The sequence below is a fragment of the Pseudomonas entomophila genome (assembly GCF_013523165.1).
GTDB classification, from domain to species: Bacteria; Pseudomonadota; Gammaproteobacteria; order Pseudomonadales; family Pseudomonadaceae; genus Aquipseudomonas; species Aquipseudomonas entomophila_A.
The window spans coordinates 53,414-71,773 of record NZ_JAAMQI010000012.1 but is presented as its reverse complement, the minus strand read 5'-3'; the positions used below and the strand labels follow the sequence as shown (position 1 = coordinate 71,773).

The 18,360-nt window shown below is 65.2% G+C and carries 13 protein-coding genes; all 13 read right to left on the bottom strand.

Features of this window, described 5'->3' with window-relative positions; translation table 11 throughout:
• Positions 1-85: 85 nt before the first annotated feature.
• The 13 genes from eno to rseP all read right to left on the bottom strand — a co-directional run bounded on the left by eno (position 86) and on the right by rseP (position 18,359).
• Complete coding sequence (gene eno, locus G7Z99_RS11695) at positions 86-1,375, bottom strand: phosphopyruvate hydratase (RefSeq protein WP_181093970.1); 1,290 nt, start codon at positions 1,373-1,375, stop codon at positions 86-88.
• Between the two features lie 254 nt (positions 1,376-1,629).
• Positions 1,630-3,258 carry a CTP synthase gene (locus tag G7Z99_RS11690; RefSeq protein ID WP_181093968.1) on the bottom strand — a complete coding sequence of 543 codons (1,629 nt, stop codon included), beginning with the start codon at positions 3,256-3,258 and terminating at the stop codon, positions 1,630-1,632.
• A 270-nt stretch (positions 3,259-3,528) separates the two neighbouring features.
• The gene (gene tilS / locus G7Z99_RS11685; RefSeq protein ID WP_181093965.1) at positions 3,529-4,824 is read right to left on the bottom strand and encodes a tRNA lysidine(34) synthetase TilS; all 1,296 of its coding nucleotides are present in this window, start codon (positions 4,822-4,824) and stop codon (positions 3,529-3,531) included.
• Positions 4,825-5,198: 374 nt separating this feature from the next.
• Positions 5,199-6,146 carry an acetyl-CoA carboxylase carboxyltransferase subunit alpha gene (locus G7Z99_RS11680; RefSeq protein ID WP_181093963.1) on the bottom strand — a complete coding sequence of 316 codons (948 nt, stop codon included), beginning with the start codon at positions 6,144-6,146 and terminating at the stop codon, positions 5,199-5,201.
• 106 nt (positions 6,147-6,252) lie between these two features.
• On the bottom strand, positions 6,253-9,777 hold the full coding sequence (gene dnaE, locus G7Z99_RS11675; protein ID WP_181093961.1) for a DNA polymerase III subunit alpha: 3,525 nt from the start codon (positions 9,775-9,777) through the stop codon (positions 6,253-6,255).
• Between the two features lie 118 nt (positions 9,778-9,895).
• Positions 9,896-10,519 (bottom strand): ribonuclease HII, encoded by a 624-nt coding sequence (gene rnhB, locus G7Z99_RS11670; protein ID WP_181093959.1) that lies wholly within the window; start codon positions 10,517-10,519, stop codon positions 9,896-9,898.
• Positions 10,520-11,647: a lipid-A-disaccharide synthase gene (gene lpxB, locus G7Z99_RS11665; RefSeq protein WP_181093957.1), complete on the bottom strand. Its 1,128-nt coding sequence runs from the start codon at positions 11,645-11,647 to the stop codon at positions 10,520-10,522.
• A gap of 1 nt (position 11,648) precedes the next feature.
• Positions 11,649-12,425, bottom strand: a complete 777-nt coding sequence (gene lpxA / locus G7Z99_RS11660) for an acyl-ACP--UDP-N-acetylglucosamine O-acyltransferase (RefSeq protein WP_181093954.1) — start codon at positions 12,423-12,425, stop codon at positions 11,649-11,651.
• Positions 12,422-12,862 (bottom strand): 3-hydroxyacyl-ACP dehydratase FabZ, encoded by a 441-nt coding sequence (gene fabZ / locus G7Z99_RS11655; protein ID WP_060392851.1) that lies wholly within the window; start codon positions 12,860-12,862, stop codon positions 12,422-12,424. The genes lpxA and fabZ overlap by 4 nt, the downstream gene beginning before the upstream one ends.
• A 113-nt stretch (positions 12,863-12,975) precedes the next feature.
• The gene (lpxD, locus tag G7Z99_RS11650; protein ID WP_375139150.1) at positions 12,976-14,031 is read right to left on the bottom strand and encodes a UDP-3-O-(3-hydroxymyristoyl)glucosamine N-acyltransferase; all 1,056 of its coding nucleotides are present in this window, start codon (positions 14,029-14,031) and stop codon (positions 12,976-12,978) included.
• Positions 14,032-14,033: 2 nt separating this feature from the next.
• Positions 14,034-14,471: an OmpH family outer membrane protein gene (locus G7Z99_RS11645; protein ID WP_369811827.1), complete on the bottom strand. Its 438-nt coding sequence runs from the start codon at positions 14,469-14,471 to the stop codon at positions 14,034-14,036.
• Between the two features lie 111 nt (positions 14,472-14,582).
• Positions 14,583-16,934, bottom strand: a complete 2,352-nt coding sequence (gene bamA, locus G7Z99_RS11640; protein WP_181093950.1) for an outer membrane protein assembly factor BamA — start codon at positions 16,932-16,934, stop codon at positions 14,583-14,585.
• 72 nt (positions 16,935-17,006) lie between these two features.
• Positions 17,007-18,359, bottom strand: a complete 1,353-nt coding sequence (gene rseP, locus G7Z99_RS11635; RefSeq protein ID WP_181093948.1) for a sigma E protease regulator RseP — start codon at positions 18,357-18,359, stop codon at positions 17,007-17,009.
• Position 18,360: the final 1 nt, after the last annotated feature.

Genomic DNA, 18,360 nt, shown 5'->3' with positions numbered 1-18,360 from the left:
TTCGACAGAACGCCAGCTGAAGGGTTCGGCGCGTCAGCGCGACGCTTCAGAGCACCTGGGCAGCTGTCTTTTTACCATCTATCGCTCAGCCGCGAAACTCGGCACGACCGTGATAGGCGGCCTTGGCGCCCAGCTGTTCTTCGATACGCAGCAGCTGGTTGTACTTGGACACGCGGTCGGAACGGCACAGCGAGCCGGTCTTGATCTGACCTGCAGCGGTACCGACGGCCAGGTCGGCGATGGTCGAGTCTTCGGTTTCACCCGAGCGGTGCGAGATGACCGCGGTGAAACCGGCCGCCTTGGCCATCTGGATGGCTTCGAGGGTCTCGGTCAGCGAACCGATCTGGTTGAACTTGATCAGGATCGAGTTACCGATGCCCTTGTCGATGCCTTCCTTGAGGATCTTGGTGTTGGTCACGAACAGGTCGTCACCCACCAGCTGGACCTTCTCGCCGATCTTGTCGGTGAGGATCTTCCAGCCTGCCCAGTCGGACTCGTCCAGGCCGTCTTCGATCGAGATGATCGGGAAGCGCTCGGTCAGGCCCTTGAGGTAGTCGGCGAACCCTTCGGCGTCGAAGGACTTGCCCTCGCCGGAGAGGGTGTACTTGCCGCCTTCGTAGAACTCGGAGGCCGCGCAGTCCAGCGCCAGGGTCACGTCGGTGCCCAGGGTGTAGCCGGCGTTCTTGACGGCTTCGGCGATGGCGGCGAGGGCGTCTTCGTTGGACGCCAGGTCCGGCGCGAAGCCGCCTTCGTCACCGACCGCAGTGCTCAGTCCACGGGCCTTGAGCACGGCCTTGAGGTGATGGAAGATCTCGGTGCCCATGCGCAGCGCGTCGGAGAAGGTCTTGGCGCCAACCGGCTGCACCATGAACTCCTGGATGTCGACGTTGTTGTCGGCATGCTCGCCACCGTTGATGATGTTCATCATCGGCACCGGCATGGAGTACTGGCCTGGCGTGCCGTTGAGGTTGGCGATGTGGGCGTACAGCGGCAGGTCCTGGTCCTGCGCGGCGGCCTTGGCGGCGGCCAGCGACACGGCGAGGATCGCGTTGGCGCCCAGGGTCGCCTTGTTCTCGGTGCCGTCCAGCTCGATCATGGCGCGGTCCAGCGCCTTCTGATCGGCCGGGTCCTTGCCCAGCAACAGGTCACGGATCGGGCCATTGATGTTGGCCACGGCCTTCAGCACGCCCTTGCCCAGGTAGCGGCTCTTGTCGCCATCACGCAGCTCCAGCGCTTCGCGCGAGCCGGTGGAGGCACCGGACGGCGCGCAGGCGCTGCCAACGATGCCGTTGTCGAGCAGTACATCGGCTTCCACGGTGGGGTTGCCACGCGAATCGAGAACTTCACGACCTTTGATGTCGACGATTTTTGCCATTGTTGTAAGCACTCCAAAATTGACTAATAACAACGCAGCTGAGGAAATCGGCCACTGGCCAGGCGATCGGCAACGGGCAGGCCTGGCAACGGCGGCTTGCGGCCTGGCGGCCGGAAGCGGAACGGGCGGTACTCTACCGGAGAAATGCGTCCTGCGTGGCGAATACCGTCGGAAAATGTGCCGCCACGCCTGTGCGTGACGGCCTGGCGTCAGGGGCACCGCGAACCGGCGACACCCCTGCACCGCTCAAGCCCTCAGGCCTTGAGCTTCTGGGCCAGCGCAGCCTTGACGAAACCGCTGAACAGCGGGTGGCCGTCGCGTGGCGTGGAGGTGAACTCCGGGTGGAACTGGCAGGCCACGAACCAGGGGTGGTCCTTGGACTCGACCACTTCGACCAGCGCGCCGTCACCGGAGCGACCCGAGACCAGCAGGCCGGCGTCGATCAGTTGCGGCAGCAGGTTGTTGTTGACCTCGTAGCGGTGACGGTGGCGCTCGACGATCACGTCCTTGCCGTAGCAGTCGTGGACCTTGGAGTTGCCGGCGATCTGGCACTCCTGGGCGCCCAGGCGCATGGTGCCACCCAGGTCGGACGTCTCGGTGCGGGTTTCCACCGCGCCGGTGGCGTCGGACCATTCGGTGATCAGGCCGACGACTGGGTGGCCGCTGTCGCGGTCGAACTCGGTGGAGTTGGCGTCCTTCCAGCCCATCACGTTACGGGCGAACTCGATGACCGCCACCTGCATGCCCAGGCAGATCCCCAGGTAAGGCACCTTGTTCTCACGGGCGTACTGGACGGCCGTGATCTTGCCCTCGACACCCCGCAGACCGAAGCCGCCGGGCACCAGGATGGCATCGGCGCCTTCGAGCAGGCCAGTGCCCTGGTTCTCGATGTCTTCGGAATCGATGTAGCGCAGATTGACCTTGGTGCGGTTCTGGATACCGGCGTGGCTCATCGCCTCGATCAGCGACTTGTACGCATCCAGCAGCTCCATGTACTTGCCGACCATGGCGATGGTCACTTCGTGCTCGGGGTTGAGCTTGGCATCGACCACCTCGTCCCACTCGGACAGGTCGGCGCCATTGCACTGCAGGCCGAAGCGCTCGACGACGAAGTCATCCAGACCCTGGGCATGCAGCACGCCCGGGATCTTGTAGATGGTGTCGACGTCTTCCAGGGAGATCACCGCACGCTCTTCGACGTTGGTGAACGAGGCGATCTTGCGGCGCGAGGAGGCATCGACCGGGTGGTCGGAGCGGCAGATCAGCACGTCCGGCTGCAGGCCGATGGAGCGCAGCTCCTTGACCGAGTGCTGGGTCGGCTTGGTCTTGGTCTCACCGGCGGTGGCGATGTACGGCACCAGCGTCAGGTGCATGAGCATCGCACGCTTGGAGCCGACTTCGACGCGCAGCTGGCGGATGGCCTCGAGGAACGGCTGCGACTCGATGTCGCCCACGGTGCCGCCGATCTCGACCAGGGCCACATCGGCATCGCCGGCACCCTTGATGATGCGACGCTTGATCTCGTCGGTGATGTGCGGAATGACCTGGATGGTGGCGCCCAGGTAGTCACCCCGGCGCTCCTTGCGCAGGACGTGCTCGTAGACACGGCCGGTGGTGAAGTTGTTGTTCTGGGTCATGGTGGTGCGGATGAACCGCTCGTAGTGGCCCAGGTCAAGGTCGGTCTCGGCGCCGTCGTGGGTCACGAACACTTCGCCGTGCTGGAACGGGCTCATGGTGCCCGGGTCGACGTTGATGTACGGGTCCAGCTTGAGCATGGTGACCTTGAGCCCCCGCGCCTCCAGGATGGCCGCCAGGGAAGCCGAGGCAATGCCTTTCCCCAATGAAGAAACAACACCGCCCGTGACGAATATGTAGCGCGTCATGAAAAACCCTAGAAGTCTGCGTTAAGGCGGCCAGCGCCGCCGGAGAAAGCGAAGGAAGGCCGAAGCCCCCGATCACCTGCGTCAATCACAGTGCACCTTGAAATACTGCCGCGTCTGTACAGACCAGGGGTGAATACCCGGCATGGAGCTCGCTCGTCATTTCTGGAATCGCCCAGCAAAGAACTGCTTGGTAATCGGCAACCCCTGTGTTTTCGAAGAAGCCACAGAAGTTGTATCAAGAAGGGAGGGTAGTCTACCGGAATGTACCTTTCAGCTCAAACGCTGCGCGCAGCTTGGCGGCTGCCAGTGCAGTCGCCACTCGCCTTGGCCCAGGGCCGGCAGGTTCGCCACCGCCAGCAGGCGGTCGTCGGCGTAGAGCAAGGGCAGGCGGCAGCGGACGAACGGTGGCACGCGCGCCTCGTTGAGCAGCCGCTTGAGGTCACGCTGCCCACGGCCGGCGACGGTCAGACGCTCCCCGCCCTGCCGGTAGGCGATGCGCAGCCGGCCCGGGGGCATGCACCCTTGCAGGCTGACGTGGCCATTGCCCGGCAGCGCCAGCGAAGCGGCTGGCTGCGGCCATTCAACGCTCCCCTGCAGCGTCTCCAGCCACGGCCCCGACACCCACCAGAGGCGTCCGAAGGCACGCCGCACCTGCCCATCGGCCAGGCGCCAGATCGGCGTGGCGTCTTCGGCAGCCTCGCGCAACGTCCGCCAGCCGGCCCAGTGGCGACTGTCCGGCAGACGCGTGCGCGTCGCCAGCCAGTGGCGCAAGGCATTGCGTTGACGGGCATCGGACAGCCCGGCCAGCACGCGCAGGTCCAGCGAGTCGAGCCCCGGCCAGTCTGCCGGGTGGCCCTGGCAGGCCTGCTGCACATCGTCGCAGGCGACCTCGCTCAGCAGGTCGAGCGCTTCGCCCAGGTGATCGGCACTGCGGGCCAGGCTCAGGCTTGCCCGTGGCCAACGCTGCTCCATCAGAGGCAGGACCTGGGCCCGCAGGAAATTGCGATCGAACGCGATGTCGTCGTTGGAGGGATCTTCGATCCACGGCAGACCGGCGTCGGTGGCATGGGCGAACAACTCGGCCCGCGCCCGATCGAGCAGCGGGCGCACCAGGGTACCGGCCCCCAGCGGGCGCTGCCGGGGCATCCCAGCCAGGCCACGCACGCCTGCCCCACGAAGCAGACGGAACAGCAGGGTTTCGGCCTGATCGTTCTGATGCTGCCCGGTGAACAGCACGTCGCCCGGACCGAGCACCTCGGCGAAGGCCGCATAGCGCGCGCTGCGCGCGGCCTGTTCGAGGCTGGCGCCCGGCGCGACACGCACGTGCACGACCTCCAGGGGCACGCCCAGGCGCTCGCACACGCGCCGACACTGCTCAGGCCAGGCGTCGGCGGCAGGTTGCAGCCCATGATGGATGTGCAGCGCGCGGATCGGGGGCATGGGCCGTTGGGTGCGCTGCAAGGTCAGCAGGTGGAGCAGGACGGTGGAATCGAGGCCGCCGGAAAAGGCCACGTACCAGGTGGGGGCCGTGAGCCAAGGGGTGAGCGCCTTGGAAAGATCGAGCATCGAAGAAAGTCCTCGACCGGCGACCGGTCGTGTTCCCGATGGGCCGACGCCGTCTTTTGTGGCAGCCTTTTGTGGGAGCGGGCTTGCCCGCGATGCAGGCGCTGACGGACCCGACGCTATCGCGGGCAAGCCCGCTCCCACATGGACCGCAATACTCTGCTTCATCGCGGTGCGGCTACAGGTGCAGGAGCGGCCCCGTGCCGCGATTGGGCTCGGCAGGGCCCACATCGCACTTGGCAGAAACCATAGAATCTCCCACAAGGTCTGTGACAGTCGGGCTTACTGCGGCGTGGCCAGGGGTGAGTGACCTTGGCAATCGATCAACGATGGCGCCAGCCCACCCACTGCCCTGCTCACCGGCAAGCCGGCGATTTTTAGACGCCGTAGCTCATCAGCCGGTCGTAACGACGTGCCAGCAGCGCGTCCCGGTCGAACGTGCTCAGCATCTCCAGCTGCTCGTTGAGCTCGGCACGGAGGTTGGCTGACATCGCGGCCGGGTCACGGTGGGCGCCGCCCAGCGGCTCGCTGATGACCTTGTCGACGATGTTCAGGCTCTTCAGGCGCTCGGCCGTGATGCCCATGGCTTCGGCGGCATCCGGCGCCTTGTCGGCGGTCTTCCAGAGGATCGACGCGCAACCCTCCGGCGAGATCACCGAATAGGTGGAGTACTGGAGCATGTTCAGCTGGTCGCACACGCCGATGGCCAGCGCGCCGCCCGAACCGCCTTCACCGATCACGGTGGCGATGATCGGGGTCTTGAGCCGTGCCATGACCCGCAGGTTCCAGGCGATCGCCTCGCTCTGGTTGCGCTCTTCGGCGTCGATGCCCGGGTAGGCGCCCGGGGTGTCGATGAAGGTCAGGATCGGCATCTTGAAACGCTCGGCCATCTCCATCAGGCGGCAGGCCTTGCGGTAGCCTTCCGGACGCGGCATGCCGAAGTTGCGACGCACCTTCTCGCGCACTTCACGGCCCTTCTGGTGGCCGATGATCATGACCGGCTTGCCGTCCAGGCGCGCCGTCCCGCCGACGATCGCGGCGTCGTCGGAGAAGTGACGGTCGCCGTGCAGCTCCTCGAACTCGTCGAAGATGTGCTGGATGTAGTCGAGGGTATAGGGGCGACGCGGGTGACGCGCCAGGCGGGCGATCTGCCAGCTGGTCAGGTTGCCGAAGATGCTTTCGGTCAGGGTGCTGCTCTTGTCTTGCAGACGGGCGATTTCATCGCCGATGTTCAGCGAGTTGTCGTTGCCGACCAGGCGCAGCTCTTCGATCTTGGCTTGCAGGTCGGCAATCGGCTGTTCGAAATCCAGGAAATTCGGGTTCATAGTCATCCGTCTTGGGTCTACGGCCAGGCGGCCGGCCGGTTGATCCGTTTGGCGCCCTACCTTAAAGGATCGGGCGCATTCAGGTCGAGATTAAAAAAGCGTTCGTTCAACGGTATTGCAAAAAGACGTTCTCACGCCCGAACTGGTCACGCAGCGTCTGGATCAGCCCATCGCCAGGGTCGATGGTCCAGCTGTCGCCGAACTGCACCATGGCCTTGGCATCGCTGCCGGTGTACTCCAGGGTGATCGGGCAGGCGCCGCGGTGCCGATTGATCAGTTCGCCCAGCCAGTGCAGCCGGTCGCCCCTGAGCGCCTCGTGGGCGACCTTCAGGCGCAGGCTTTCAGCCAGGCGGGTGCGGGCGTCTTCCATGGTCATCACCTGCTTTACGCGCAGGCGCAGGCCACCGGAAAAATCGTCGTTGCTGACCTCGCCTTCGACCACCACCACCGCATCGTTCTGCAACAGGGCCTGCGCGGCCATGAAGGCCTCGGCGAACAGCGACGCCTCGATGCGCCCGGAGCGATCGTCCAGGGTGACGAAGCCCATCTTGTCGCCCTTCTTGTTCTTCATCACCCGCAGGGCGATGATCATCCCGGCGACCGTCTGGGTCTCGCGGGACGGCTTGAGGTCGACGATGCGCTGCCGGGCGAAACGGCGGATCTCGCCTTCGTATTCGTCGATCGGGTGGCCGGTCAGGTACAGGCCCAGGGTGTCCTTCTCGCCCCGCAGGCGCTCCTTGAGGGTCAGCTCACGGACCTTGCGGTGGTTGGCGTAGACATCGGCGTCGGCCTCGACGAACAGCCCGCCGAACAGGTCGGCATGGCCACTGTCGGCGGTGCGCGCGGTCTGCTCGGCGGACTTGATCGCCTCTTCCAGGGCCGACAGCAGGATCGCGCGGTTACGGTCGATGTTGGCGTGGTAGGCCTTGAGTTCGTCATGGAAGAACGGCCCGAGACGGTCCAGCGCCCCGCTGCGGATCAACGCGTCCAGGGTGCGCTTGTTGATGCGCTTGAGGTCGACCCGCGCACAGAAATCGAACAGGTCCTTGAACGGCCCGCCCTCGGCACGCGCCTCGACGATCGCCTCGACCGGCCCTTCGCCGACGCCCTTGATCGCGCCCAGGCCATAGACGATGCGCCCGTCGTCATTGACGGTGAACTTGAACTCGGAATTGTTCACGTCAGGGGCGTCGAGGCGCAGCTTCATGCAGCGCACCTCTTCGATCAGCACCACCACCTTGTCGGTGTTGTGCATGTCCGCCGAGAGCACCGCAGCCATGAACGGCGCCGGGTGATGGGTCTTGAGCCAGGCCGTCTGGTACGACACCAGGCCGTAGGCGGCCGAGTGCGACTTGTTGAAGCCGTAGCCGGCGAACTTCTCCACCAGGTCGAAGATGTTGCCCGCCAAATTGGCGTCGATGTTGTTGTTGGCGCAGCCTTCGATGAAGCCACCGCGCTGCTTGGCCATTTCCTCGGGCTTCTTCTTGCCCATGGCGCGACGCAGCATGTCTGCGCCACCGAGGGTATAGCCGGCCATCACCTGGGCGATCTGCATCACCTGTTCCTGGTACAGGATGATGCCGTAGGTCGGTGCCAGCACCGGTTGCAGCCCTTCGTACTGGTAGTCGGGGTGCGGGTAGGCCAGTTCGGCGCGGCCGTGCTTGCGGTTGATGAAGTCGTCGACCATGCCCGATTGCAGCGGCCCTGGACGGAACAGCGCCACCAGGGCGATGAGGTCTTCCAGGCAGTCGGGCTTGAGCTTCTTGATCAGCTCTTTCATGCCCCTCGATTCGAGCTGGAACACGGCCGTGGTCTCGGCCTTCTGCAACAGCTCGTAGGTCTTCTTGTCGTCCAGCGGGATGAAGTCGATGTTCACGTCGGGCAGGCCCAGCTTGGCCTGCTCGCGGTTGATGGTCTCCATCGCCCATTTGATGATGGTCAGTGTCCGCAGGCCGAGGAAGTCGAACTTCACCAGCCCCGCCGCCTCGACGTCGTCCTTGTCGAACTGGGTCACCAGCCCCCCGCCCTCTTCATCGCAGGCGATGGGCGAGAAGTCGGTCAGCTTGGTCGGGGCGATCACCACGCCACCGGCATGCTTGCCGGTGCCGCGGGTGACGCCTTCGAGCTTGAGCGCCATGTCCCAGATTTCGCGTGCGTCCTCGTCGCTCTTGAGGAAGTCGCGCAGCATCTCTTCCTGCTCGAAGGCCTTCTCCAAGGTCATGCCGACCTCGAACGGGATCATCTTCGACAGGCGATCGGCCAGGCCGTAGGACTTGCCCTGCACCCGCGCCACGTCGCGCACCACGGCCTTGGCCGCCATGGTGCCGAAGGTGATGATCTGGCTCACGGCGTTGCGCCCGTAGGCGTCGGCCACGTACTCGATCACCCGGTCGCGGCCGTCCATGCAGAAGTCGACGTCGAAGTCGGGCATCGAGACCCGCTCGGGGTTGAGGAATCGCTCGAACAGCAGGTCATAGGCCAGCGGGTCGAGGTCGGTGATCTTCAGCACGTAGGCCACCAGGGAGCCTGCACCCGAGCCTCGACCAGGGCCCACCGGCACGTCGTTGTTCTTGGCCCACTTGATGAAGTCCATGACGATCAGGAAGTAGCCGGGGAAGCCCATCTGGATGATGATGTCCAGCTCGAACTTCAGGCGGTCCAGGTAGACCTGGCGACGCGCCTCGTAGTCCGGCGTGCTGTCCTTGGGCAGGATCACCGTCAGGCGCTCCTCCAGCCCTTCGTGCGAGACGTGTCGCAGGTAGTCGTCGATGCCCATGCCGTTGGGCGTGGGGAAATCGGGCAGGAAGTGCTTGCCCAGCTGCACCTGGATGTTGCAGCGCTTGGCGATCTCGACGGTATTGGCCAGTGCCTCGGGCAGGTCGCTGAACAGCTCGGCCATCTCGTCCGGGCTCTTGAGGTACTGCTGGTCGCTGTACAGGCGTGGCCGACGGGGGTCGTCCAGGGTCCAGCCCTCGCCGATGCAGACGCGGGTCTCGTGCGCATCGAAATCGGACTGCTTGATGAAGCGCACATCGTTGGTCGCCACCAGCGGCGCGCTCAGCCGATCGGCCAGGGCCACCGCAGCGTGCAGGTGCTCTTCGTCGCCAGGGCGCCCGGTGCGCTGCACCTCGACGTAGAAACGCCCCGGCAGCATCTGCATCCAGTCGCGCAGCAGGCGTTCGGCCTCCTCGCCATGGCCATTGAGCAGGGCCTTGCCGATGTCCCCTTCGCGCGCGGCGGACAGCCCGATCAGGCCGTCGCAGGCGGCGGCGATCCAGTCGCGCTGGATGACCACCAGGCCGTTGCGCTGGCCTTCCATCCAGCCACGGGAGATCAGCTCGGTCAGGTTGCGGTATCCCTGGGCGTCCATGGCCAGAAAGCAGATGCGCGACAGCGGCGCGTCGGCCTCGGCACCGGCCAGCCACAGGTCCGCCCCGCAGATCGGCTTGATCCCCGCGCCCATGGCGCTCTTGTAGAACTTCACCAGCGAGCACATGTTGCTCTGGTCGGTGATGGCCACCGCCGGCATGTTCATCCCGGCGAGGACCTTGGCCAGCGGTTTGATCCGCACCAGGCCATCGACCAGCGAGTATTCGGAGTGCACACGAAGGTGAACGAAGGAGACCGACATGGATGTTCCTATGGCTGGGCGCAACGACAGAGGCGCGATTGTACCGTAAGGCCACGTCCTTGGCCCGGCGCACGGAAGGGTCGATCGACACGGCCCGACGACCGCGCGCATGCGGGGTTCAGAGCAATGAGCCGGCCAGCGCGCCGTGCGCTTCCCAAGCCGCGCGCACCGGGGCGAACGAGCGTCGATGGATCGGGGTCGGGCCCAGGCGGGCCAAGGCTTCCAGGTGCACCGGCGTCGGGTAGCCCTTGTGGCCGCCGATGCCGTAGCCTGGATAGATCAGCTCGAAGGCGCTCATCTCGCGGTCACGGCTGACCTTGGCCAGGATGGACGCCGCCGCGATCGCCGGGACCTTGGCATCCCCCTGGATCACCGGGGCCGAGGGCACCGCCAGGGTCGGGCAGCGATTGCCGTCGATCAACGCCAGGCGCGGGGTCAGGTGAAGCCCCTCGACTGCACGCTGCATGGCCAGCATCGTGGCCTGCAGAATGTTCAGGCGGTCGATTTCCTCGACCTCGGCCCGGGCGATGCAGAAGCTCAGGGCCTTTTCGCAGATTTCGTCGAACAGCCGCTCACGCTTGGCTTCGGTGAGCTTCTTCGAGTCGTTCAGCCCGGCGATCGGGCGCGAAGGGTCGAGAATCACTGCAGCGGTGACCACGGCGCCGCACAGTGGCCCGCGGCCGACTTCATCGACCCCGGCGACCAGCTCTTCGACCAGGGTGAAATCCAGTCCCAGTTGCATCTATCGCTCCTCGACCAGGGCCAGCACCGCGTCGGCCGCCTGATTGGAGGCATCGCGGCGCAGGCTGTGGTGAATCTGTTCGAAGTGTTCGGTCTGCCCGCGACCGTCGGCCAGCAGCGGCAGCAGGGCGTGCGCCAGCGCCTGTTCGGTGGCGGCGTCCTGCAGCAGCTCCGGCACCAGCATGCGCTGGGCCAGCAGGTTGGGCAGCGACACGTACGGGCTCTTGACCATCCGCTTGAGGATCCAGAACGTCACCGGCGACAAGCGGTAGGCCACCACCATGGGGCGCTTGTACAGCAAGGCCTCGAGCGTGGCGGTACCGGAGGCGATCAGCACCGCGTCGCAGGCGGCGAGCGCCTGGTGCGAACGACCGTCCAGCAGTGCCACCGGCAATTCGCGCCCGGCGAGCATCTGCTCGAGCTGGGCACGGCGGGCGGCATTGGCGCAGGGCACCACGAAACGCAGGTTCGGCACCTGCTCGACCAGCAGACGCGCGGTGTCCAGGAACAACGCACCGAGCCGACCGACCTCCCCGCCCCGGCTGCCGGGCATCAAGGCCACCACCGGCCCGTCGCCCAGGCCGAGTTGCGCTCGCGCAGCCTGGCGATCGGCGCTCAGGGCGATGGTGTCGGCCAGCGGATGCCCGACGAAACGCACCGGTACGCCCTGCTCTTCGTAGAAGCGCGCCTCGAACGGCAGCAGCGTGAGCATGAGGTCGCAGCCTTCGCGGATCTTCAGCACCCGCTTCTGCCGCCAGGCCCAGACCGACGGGCTGACATAGTGCACCGTCTTGATTCCGGCCCGGCGCAGCTTGAGCTCGATGTCGAGGTTGAAGTCCGGCGCGTCGATGCCGATGAACACGTCCGGTCGCTGGGCGATGAAGTCGGCGACCAGCGCCTTGCGCCGTTTGAGCAGCTCGCGCAGGCGCCCAAGCACTTCGACCAGGCCCATGACCGCCAGGCGCTCCATGGGAAAGATCGAGACCAGGCCTTCGGCCTCCATCAAGGGGCCGCCCACGCCGATGAAGCGCACGTCCGGGTGGCGCGCCTTGAGGGCGCGCATCAAGCCGGAACCGAGGATGTCGCCGCTCGCCTCGCCAGCGACCAACGCAATGCAGAGCTGGGCCATGTCAGCGCGTGATGCCGCGGGCGGAGGTCAGGATGGACTGGCGGAACAGCTCGACTTCGGCGAACTGGGTCGCCAGCGGGTCCAGTTCGTTGAGCGCCTCTTCGACCCCCAGGCCCTGGCGGTAGACGATCTTGTAGGCGCGGCGTAGGGCGTGGATCACGTCTTCGCCGAACCCACGACGGCGCATGCCTTCGAAGTTCATGCTACGGGCCTCGGCCGGGCTGCCGAACACCGTGACGAAGGCCGGGACGTCCTTGCCAATGGCAGTGCCCATGCCCGAGAAGCTGTGCGCACCGATGCGGCAATGCTGGTGCACCAGGGTGTAGCCGGAGAGGATCGCCCAGTCGCCCACATGGACATGCCCGGCCAACGCGGTGTTGTTGACCAGGATGCAGTGGTTGCCGATCACGCTGTCATGCCCGATGTGGGCGTAGGCCATGATCAGGTTGTGGTCGCCGATGGTGGTCTCGCCCCGGTCCTGCACGGTACCGCGGTGCAACGTGACGCCTTCGCGGATCACGTTGTGGTCGCCGATCACCAGGCGCGTCGGCTCGCCGTTGTACTTCAGGTCGGGGGTGTCTTCGCCAATGGACGAGAACTGGTAGATCCGGTTGTGCCTGCCGATCACCGTAGGGCCCTTGAGCACCACGTGAGGACCGATGACGGTGCCCTCGCCGATCTCGACACCGGGCCCGACGATCGACCAGGGCCCGACCTCGACGCCTTCGGCCAGCACGGCCGAGGGGTCGATGATTGCCCGTGGGTCGATCAAACTCACAGCGCGCGTTCCGCGCAGATGATCTGGGCCGAGCACACCGGCTTGCCGTCGACCGTGGCCTGGCACTCGAACTTCCAGATCTGCCGCTTGCGGCTGAGGAATTTCGCTTCCAGGATCAACTGGTCGCCCGGCAGCACGGGCTGGCGGAAGCGCAGGTTATCGGAGCCCACGAAATAATAGAGCGTGCCGTCGGCCGGCTTGGCGTCGAGCATCTTGAACCCCAGGATGCCGGCCGCCTGGGCCATCGCCTCGATGATCAGCACGCCCGGCATGATCGGGTGCGCCGGGAAGTGACCGTTGAAGAAGGGCTCGTTGATGCTGACATTCTTGTAGGCACGAATGCTCTGGGCCTCGAAATCCAGCTCCGTCACACGGTCCACCAGCAGGAACGGGTAACGGTGAGGCAAGTATTCGCGAATCTCGTTGATGTCCATCATTTCGGGGGAAGCCTGTAGTAATAATAAGGAGCGCAGGTGCTGACCACACGCCCCTCATGCAATGCCAGAGAGGAGCCAGCGAGCCACGGTTCACGCTTGCTCGGAAAATGTTATCAGCCTTCTGATGGTGGCTGTCCGTCCGAGGTCACGGCGACGACGCGTTTTTCCAGCTGGGCGAGACGCTTGGACATGTCGTCGAGCTGACGAATGCGTGCCGCGCTCTTGCGCCAGTCGGCCAACGGCTGCATGGCAGTGCCCGACGAATAGGCCCCTGGCTCGGTGATCGAGCGGGTCACCATGGTCATGCCGGAGACGAATACGTTGTCGCACACGTCGATGTGGCCGACCATGCCCACGCCGCCGGCGATGGTGCAGTGCTTGCCGATGCGAGTGCTGCCCGAGATGCCGACACAGGCGGCCATGGCCGTGTGGTCGCCGACCTGGACGTTGTGGGCGATCTGGATCTGGTTGTCGAGCTTGACCCCGTCCCCGATCACGGTGTCGGACAGCGCGCCACGGTCGATGGCGGTGTTGACCCCCACCTCCACGTCGTCACCGAGCCTGACGCCGCCGATCTGGGCGATCTTGCGCCACACGCCTTTCTCGTTGGCGAAGCCGAAGCCCTCGCCGCCGAGCACGGCGCCGGACTGGATCACCACCCGCTTGCCGATGATCACATCGTGGTACAGCGTGACCCGGGGCGCCAGCCAGCCGCCTTCGCCGATCACGCAGCGCGCACCGATCACGCAATGCGCGCCGAGAGTCACCGCCGGGCCGATGCTGGCGCCCGCCTCGATCACCACGAACGGGCCGATGCTGGCCGTGGGGTCCACGTGGGCATCATCGGCCACCACGGCGGTGGGATGGACCCCGGCCGCCGCCTTGGGCTTGGGGTCGAACAGGTGCGAGATGCGCGCGTAGGCCAGGTACGGATCGGCGACGATCAACGCATTGCCCTGGAAGCCTTCGGCATCGGCCGCCTTGAGCAACACCGCCGAGGCCGTCGAGCCGTCGAGGTACTTGCGGTACTGCGGATTGGCGAGAAAGCTCAACTGACCGGGGCCGGCCTCCTGCAAGGTGGCCAGCCCGGTGATCGCTACGGACTCGGCGCCCTGCAAGGTGGCGCCGAGGGTCTCGGCCAGTTGGCCGAGTGTGATGGTCGCGCTCATGGTCAACGGGCTTGGTTCATGCGCTCGATGACTTGGCGGGTGATGTCGTACTGAGGTTTGACATCGATGACCGCGCCGCGCTCGAGCACCAGGTCGAAACCGCCCTTCTTGATCACTTCCTCGACCGCGCCGTCGAGCTTGGGCTTGAGCTGCTTGAGCATGTCACGGTCGGCGACGGCCTTGGCTTCGTTCAGCTCCTTGGACTGGAACTGGAAGTCGCGGGCCTTCTGCTTGAACTCGAGCTCCAGGCGCTCACGCTCGGGCTGCGGCATCTTGTCGCCGCCCTTGATGATGCGGTCCTGGATGCCCTTGGCGCTGCTTTCCAGGCTCTTGAGCTTGGTCAGCTGCGGGCCGAACTTCTTCTCGGCATCGACCGCGTACTTCTTGGCGGCATCGGATTCGAGCAGGGCCATCTGATAGTTCAGCACGGCGACTTTCATTTCGGCGAAGGCCGGGGTGGCGACCAGCGCCGCGGCCACGATGGCCAGTTTGAACAGGTTGCGCACGGTGTACTCCTGCAAGATCCGTTGTCGTTGAGCTCGGGTCAGACCTTAGAAGGTCTGGCCCAGGGAGAATTGGAACACTTGGGTTTCGGCATCATCCGGCTTCTTGATCGGCATCGCCAGGCTGAAGCTTAGCGGGCCGAGGGCGGTGATCCAGGTCACGCCCAGACCGACCGAACTGGCCATGTCGCCGAAGCCGACGCTCGGACAGTTGCGCTTGGAATCGCAGTTGGTGTCGAACACGTTACCCACGTCCCAGAAGACCGAGGTGCGCAGCGAACGCTGGTCCTTGACGAAGGGCAGCGGGAAGAGCAGTTCGGCGCCGCCCTGGACGAGGACGTTGCCGCCGAAGGCCAGTGGATCCTGGTCTGGGTCTTTGAGCGTTCCGCGATCCTTGTTGCCTTGACTCGGTGTGCTGCGCGGACCCAGCGTATTGTCCTTGAAACCACGCACCGAGTTGAAGCCACCGGCGTAGTAGTTCTCATAGAACGGCAGGCCCGAGGTCGACCCATAACCGTCGCCATACCCCAGCTCGGTATGCAGACGCAGGGTGTAGTTGTTGGTGATCGGCTTGAACACCTGACCACGGTAGTCGAGCTTGTAGAACGACAGGTCGCTGCCGGGAATGGTGGTTTCGAAGGTCAGGCTCTGGGAGTGACCACGCGTCGCCAGCACGCCCTTGTTCAGGGTCGATTCCGACCAGCCGACCGAGGCCTTGAAGTTGGTGAAGTCCTTGCCTTCCTTGTCGAGGAAATCGAAGATCTCCTCCACGGTGTATTTGCCGGTCTTGATCTCGTCCTGCTGCACGCTCAACCCATAGGTCAGGCGCGAGGTCTCGCTGATCGGGTAGCCGATGTTGACACCCATGCCCAGGCTGTCCACCGCGTAGCTGGCCACGTCGACGTCGAGGTCGTCGTAGTCGGTGGTGCGGTAGAAGGCGTTGTACCCCAGGCTCACGCCGTCGGCGGTCCAGTAGGGGTCGACGAAGCCGAAGTTGTAGCGGGTCTGGTATTCGCTGCGGTTCAGGCCGATGGAGACCTTGTTGCCGGTACCGAGGAAGTTGCTCTGGCTGATCGAGCCGCCCAGGATCAGGCCGGCGCTCTGGGCGAAGCCGACGCTGGCGGTGATCGAACCGGAGGCCTGCTCCTCGACGCTGTAGTTCACGTCGACCTGGTCGTCGGTGCCCGGCACCGGCGGCGTCTCGACGTTGGCTTCCTTGAAGAAGCCCAGACGCTCCAGACGGGTCTTGGACTGGTCGATCAGGTAGGTCGAAGCCCAGCCGCCTTCCATCTGGCGCATCTCGCGACGCAGTACCACGTCGTCGGTCTTGGTGTTGCCACGGAAGTTGATGCGGTTGACGTAGGCACGCTTGCCCGGATCCACCACGAAGGTGATGTCGACGGTGTGGTCCTGGTCGTTCGGTTGCGGCACGCCGTTGACGTTGGCGAAGGTGTAGCCTTCGTTGCCCAGGCGGCGGGTGATCAGCTCGGACGTGCTGGTCATCACCTTGCGCGAGAACACCTGGCCCGGCTGCACCAGCAGCAGCGACTTGACCTGGTCTTCGGGCAGCTTGAGGTCGCCCGAGAGCTTCACGTCGCGAACGCTGTACTTCTCGCCTTCGTTGATGTTGACGGTGATGTAGACGTGCTTCTTGTCCGGCGTGATGGACACCTGGGTGGAAGCGATGTCCATGTTGATGTAGCCGCGGTCCAGGTAGTAGGAACGCAGGCGCTCCAGGTCACCGGAGAGCTTTTCACGGGCGTACTTGTCGTCGTTGCGGATGAACGACAGCCAGTTGGTGGTCTTCAGCTCGAACAGGCTGTTCAGCTCGTCGTCATCGAACACGGTGTTGCCGACCACGTTGATGTGCTGGATGGCCGCGACTTCGCCTTCGTTGATCTTGATCTTCAGGCCCACGCGGTTGCGGGGCTCTGGCACGACCTCGGCATTGACCTCGGCCGAGTAGCGGCCCTGGGCCACGTACTGGCGCTGCAGCTCGTTGCGCACGCCTTCGAGCGTGGCACGCTGGAAGATCTCGCCCTCGGCCAGGCCGGACTGCTTGAGCCCTTTCATCAGGTCGTCGGTGCTGATGGCCTTGTTGCCTTCGATCTCGATGCTCGCCACCGACGGGCGCTCGACCACGTTGATGATCAGGACGTTGCCGTCACGGCTGAGTTCGATGTCCTGGAAGAAGCCGGTCCGGAACAGCGAACGGGTCGAGTCCACCAGGCGCCGATCGTCGGCCTGGTCGCCCACGTTCAGGGGCAAGGCGCCGAACACGCTGCCGGCGGACACCCGCTGCAGGCCATTGACACGAATATCGGAGATGGTGAAGGACTCGGCGTGAACTTCAGCGATCATCAATGCGGAAAGCACCGCAGTTAGCAGCAGACGTTTCATGAAGTCCTTTTATTCCAACTGGCAATAAACAACCTGCCGCACGGGGGCGGCAGGTTCGCAATGCGCGTAGCGTTAAAGTCGACCCAGATCGTTGATCAGGGCGAGTAGCATCACCCCCAGGACCAAACTGACTCCGATCTGGACCCCCCAACCTTGCACCCGATCCGAGAGCGGACGACCGCGCGTCCACTCGATCAGGTAGAACAGCAAATGCCCCCCATCCAGCACAGGAATGGGCAGCAGGTTCAGAACTCCCAGGCTTATGCTCAGGTAGGCGAGGAAATTCAGGAAATCACCGACGCCGGACTGGGCTGAAGCGCCCGCCACTTTAGCAATGGTTATCGGTCCACTCAAGTTTTTTACCGAGAGCTCGCCGAACAGCATTTTCTTCAGCGACTCGAGCGTCAGCACGCTCATCGACCAGGTCCTGGACAGCCCTTGACCGACGGCGTCCAGCGGCCCGTAGCGGACTTCGCGCAGCATCTCGGCAGGCCACTGGCCGCCCTTCACACCCGCGCCCAGGTAGCCGGCGGCCGCACTGCCTTCGCCGCGGTGCGTCAGCGTGATGCTGCGCTCGATGACCTGACCGTCGCGCTCCAGACGCAGCTGCACCGTGCTGTCGGCACGCCCGCGGACCGTGTCGACCACCTGCTGCCAGTCGTCGAGCGCCTTGCCGTCCAGCGTCAGCAGTCGATCGCCGGTCTGGAGGCCGGCCTGGGCGGCAGGCCCCTTGGGGTCGAGCTCGGCCAGCACCGGCGCGATGGCCGGCCGCCAGGGGCGAAGCCCCAAGGACTGGATCGGGTCGGGCTCACCCTCCCCCTTGAGCCAGTCCTTCAAGGTGACCGCATGCGACGACTCGGTACTGCTGCCCGGTTCGAGCACACCGACGCGCACGGTGCCGGTTTCGCCGAGGCGCCGGACCAGCTGCAGGTTCACGGCCGACCAGCCGGTCGTCGGCTCGCCATCGACCGACACGATTTCCTGACCGTCGCGCAGGCCGGCCTGCGCTGCCAGGCTGCCCGGCTCGACCGCGCCGATGACCGGGCGAATCTGCTGGCTGCCGAGCATGGCCAGCAACCAGAAGAACACGATGGCCAGCAGGAAGTTGGCGATGGGCCCGGCTGCGACGATGGCGATGCGCTGCCCCACCGACTTGCGGTTGAACGCCTGGTCGAGCTGGGCCTGCGGCACCGCCGCCTCGCGCTCGTCGAGCATCTTCACGTAGCCACCCAGCGGGATGGCGGCGATCACGAACTCGGTGCCCTGGCGATCATGCCAGCGCACCAGGGGCGTGCCGAAGCCGACCGAGAAGCGCAGCACCTTCACCCCGCAGCGGCGGGCCACCCAGAAGTGGCCGAACTCGTGGAACGTGACCAGCACGCCCAGGGCGACCAGGGTACCGACAATCATGTAGAGCGCAGTCATG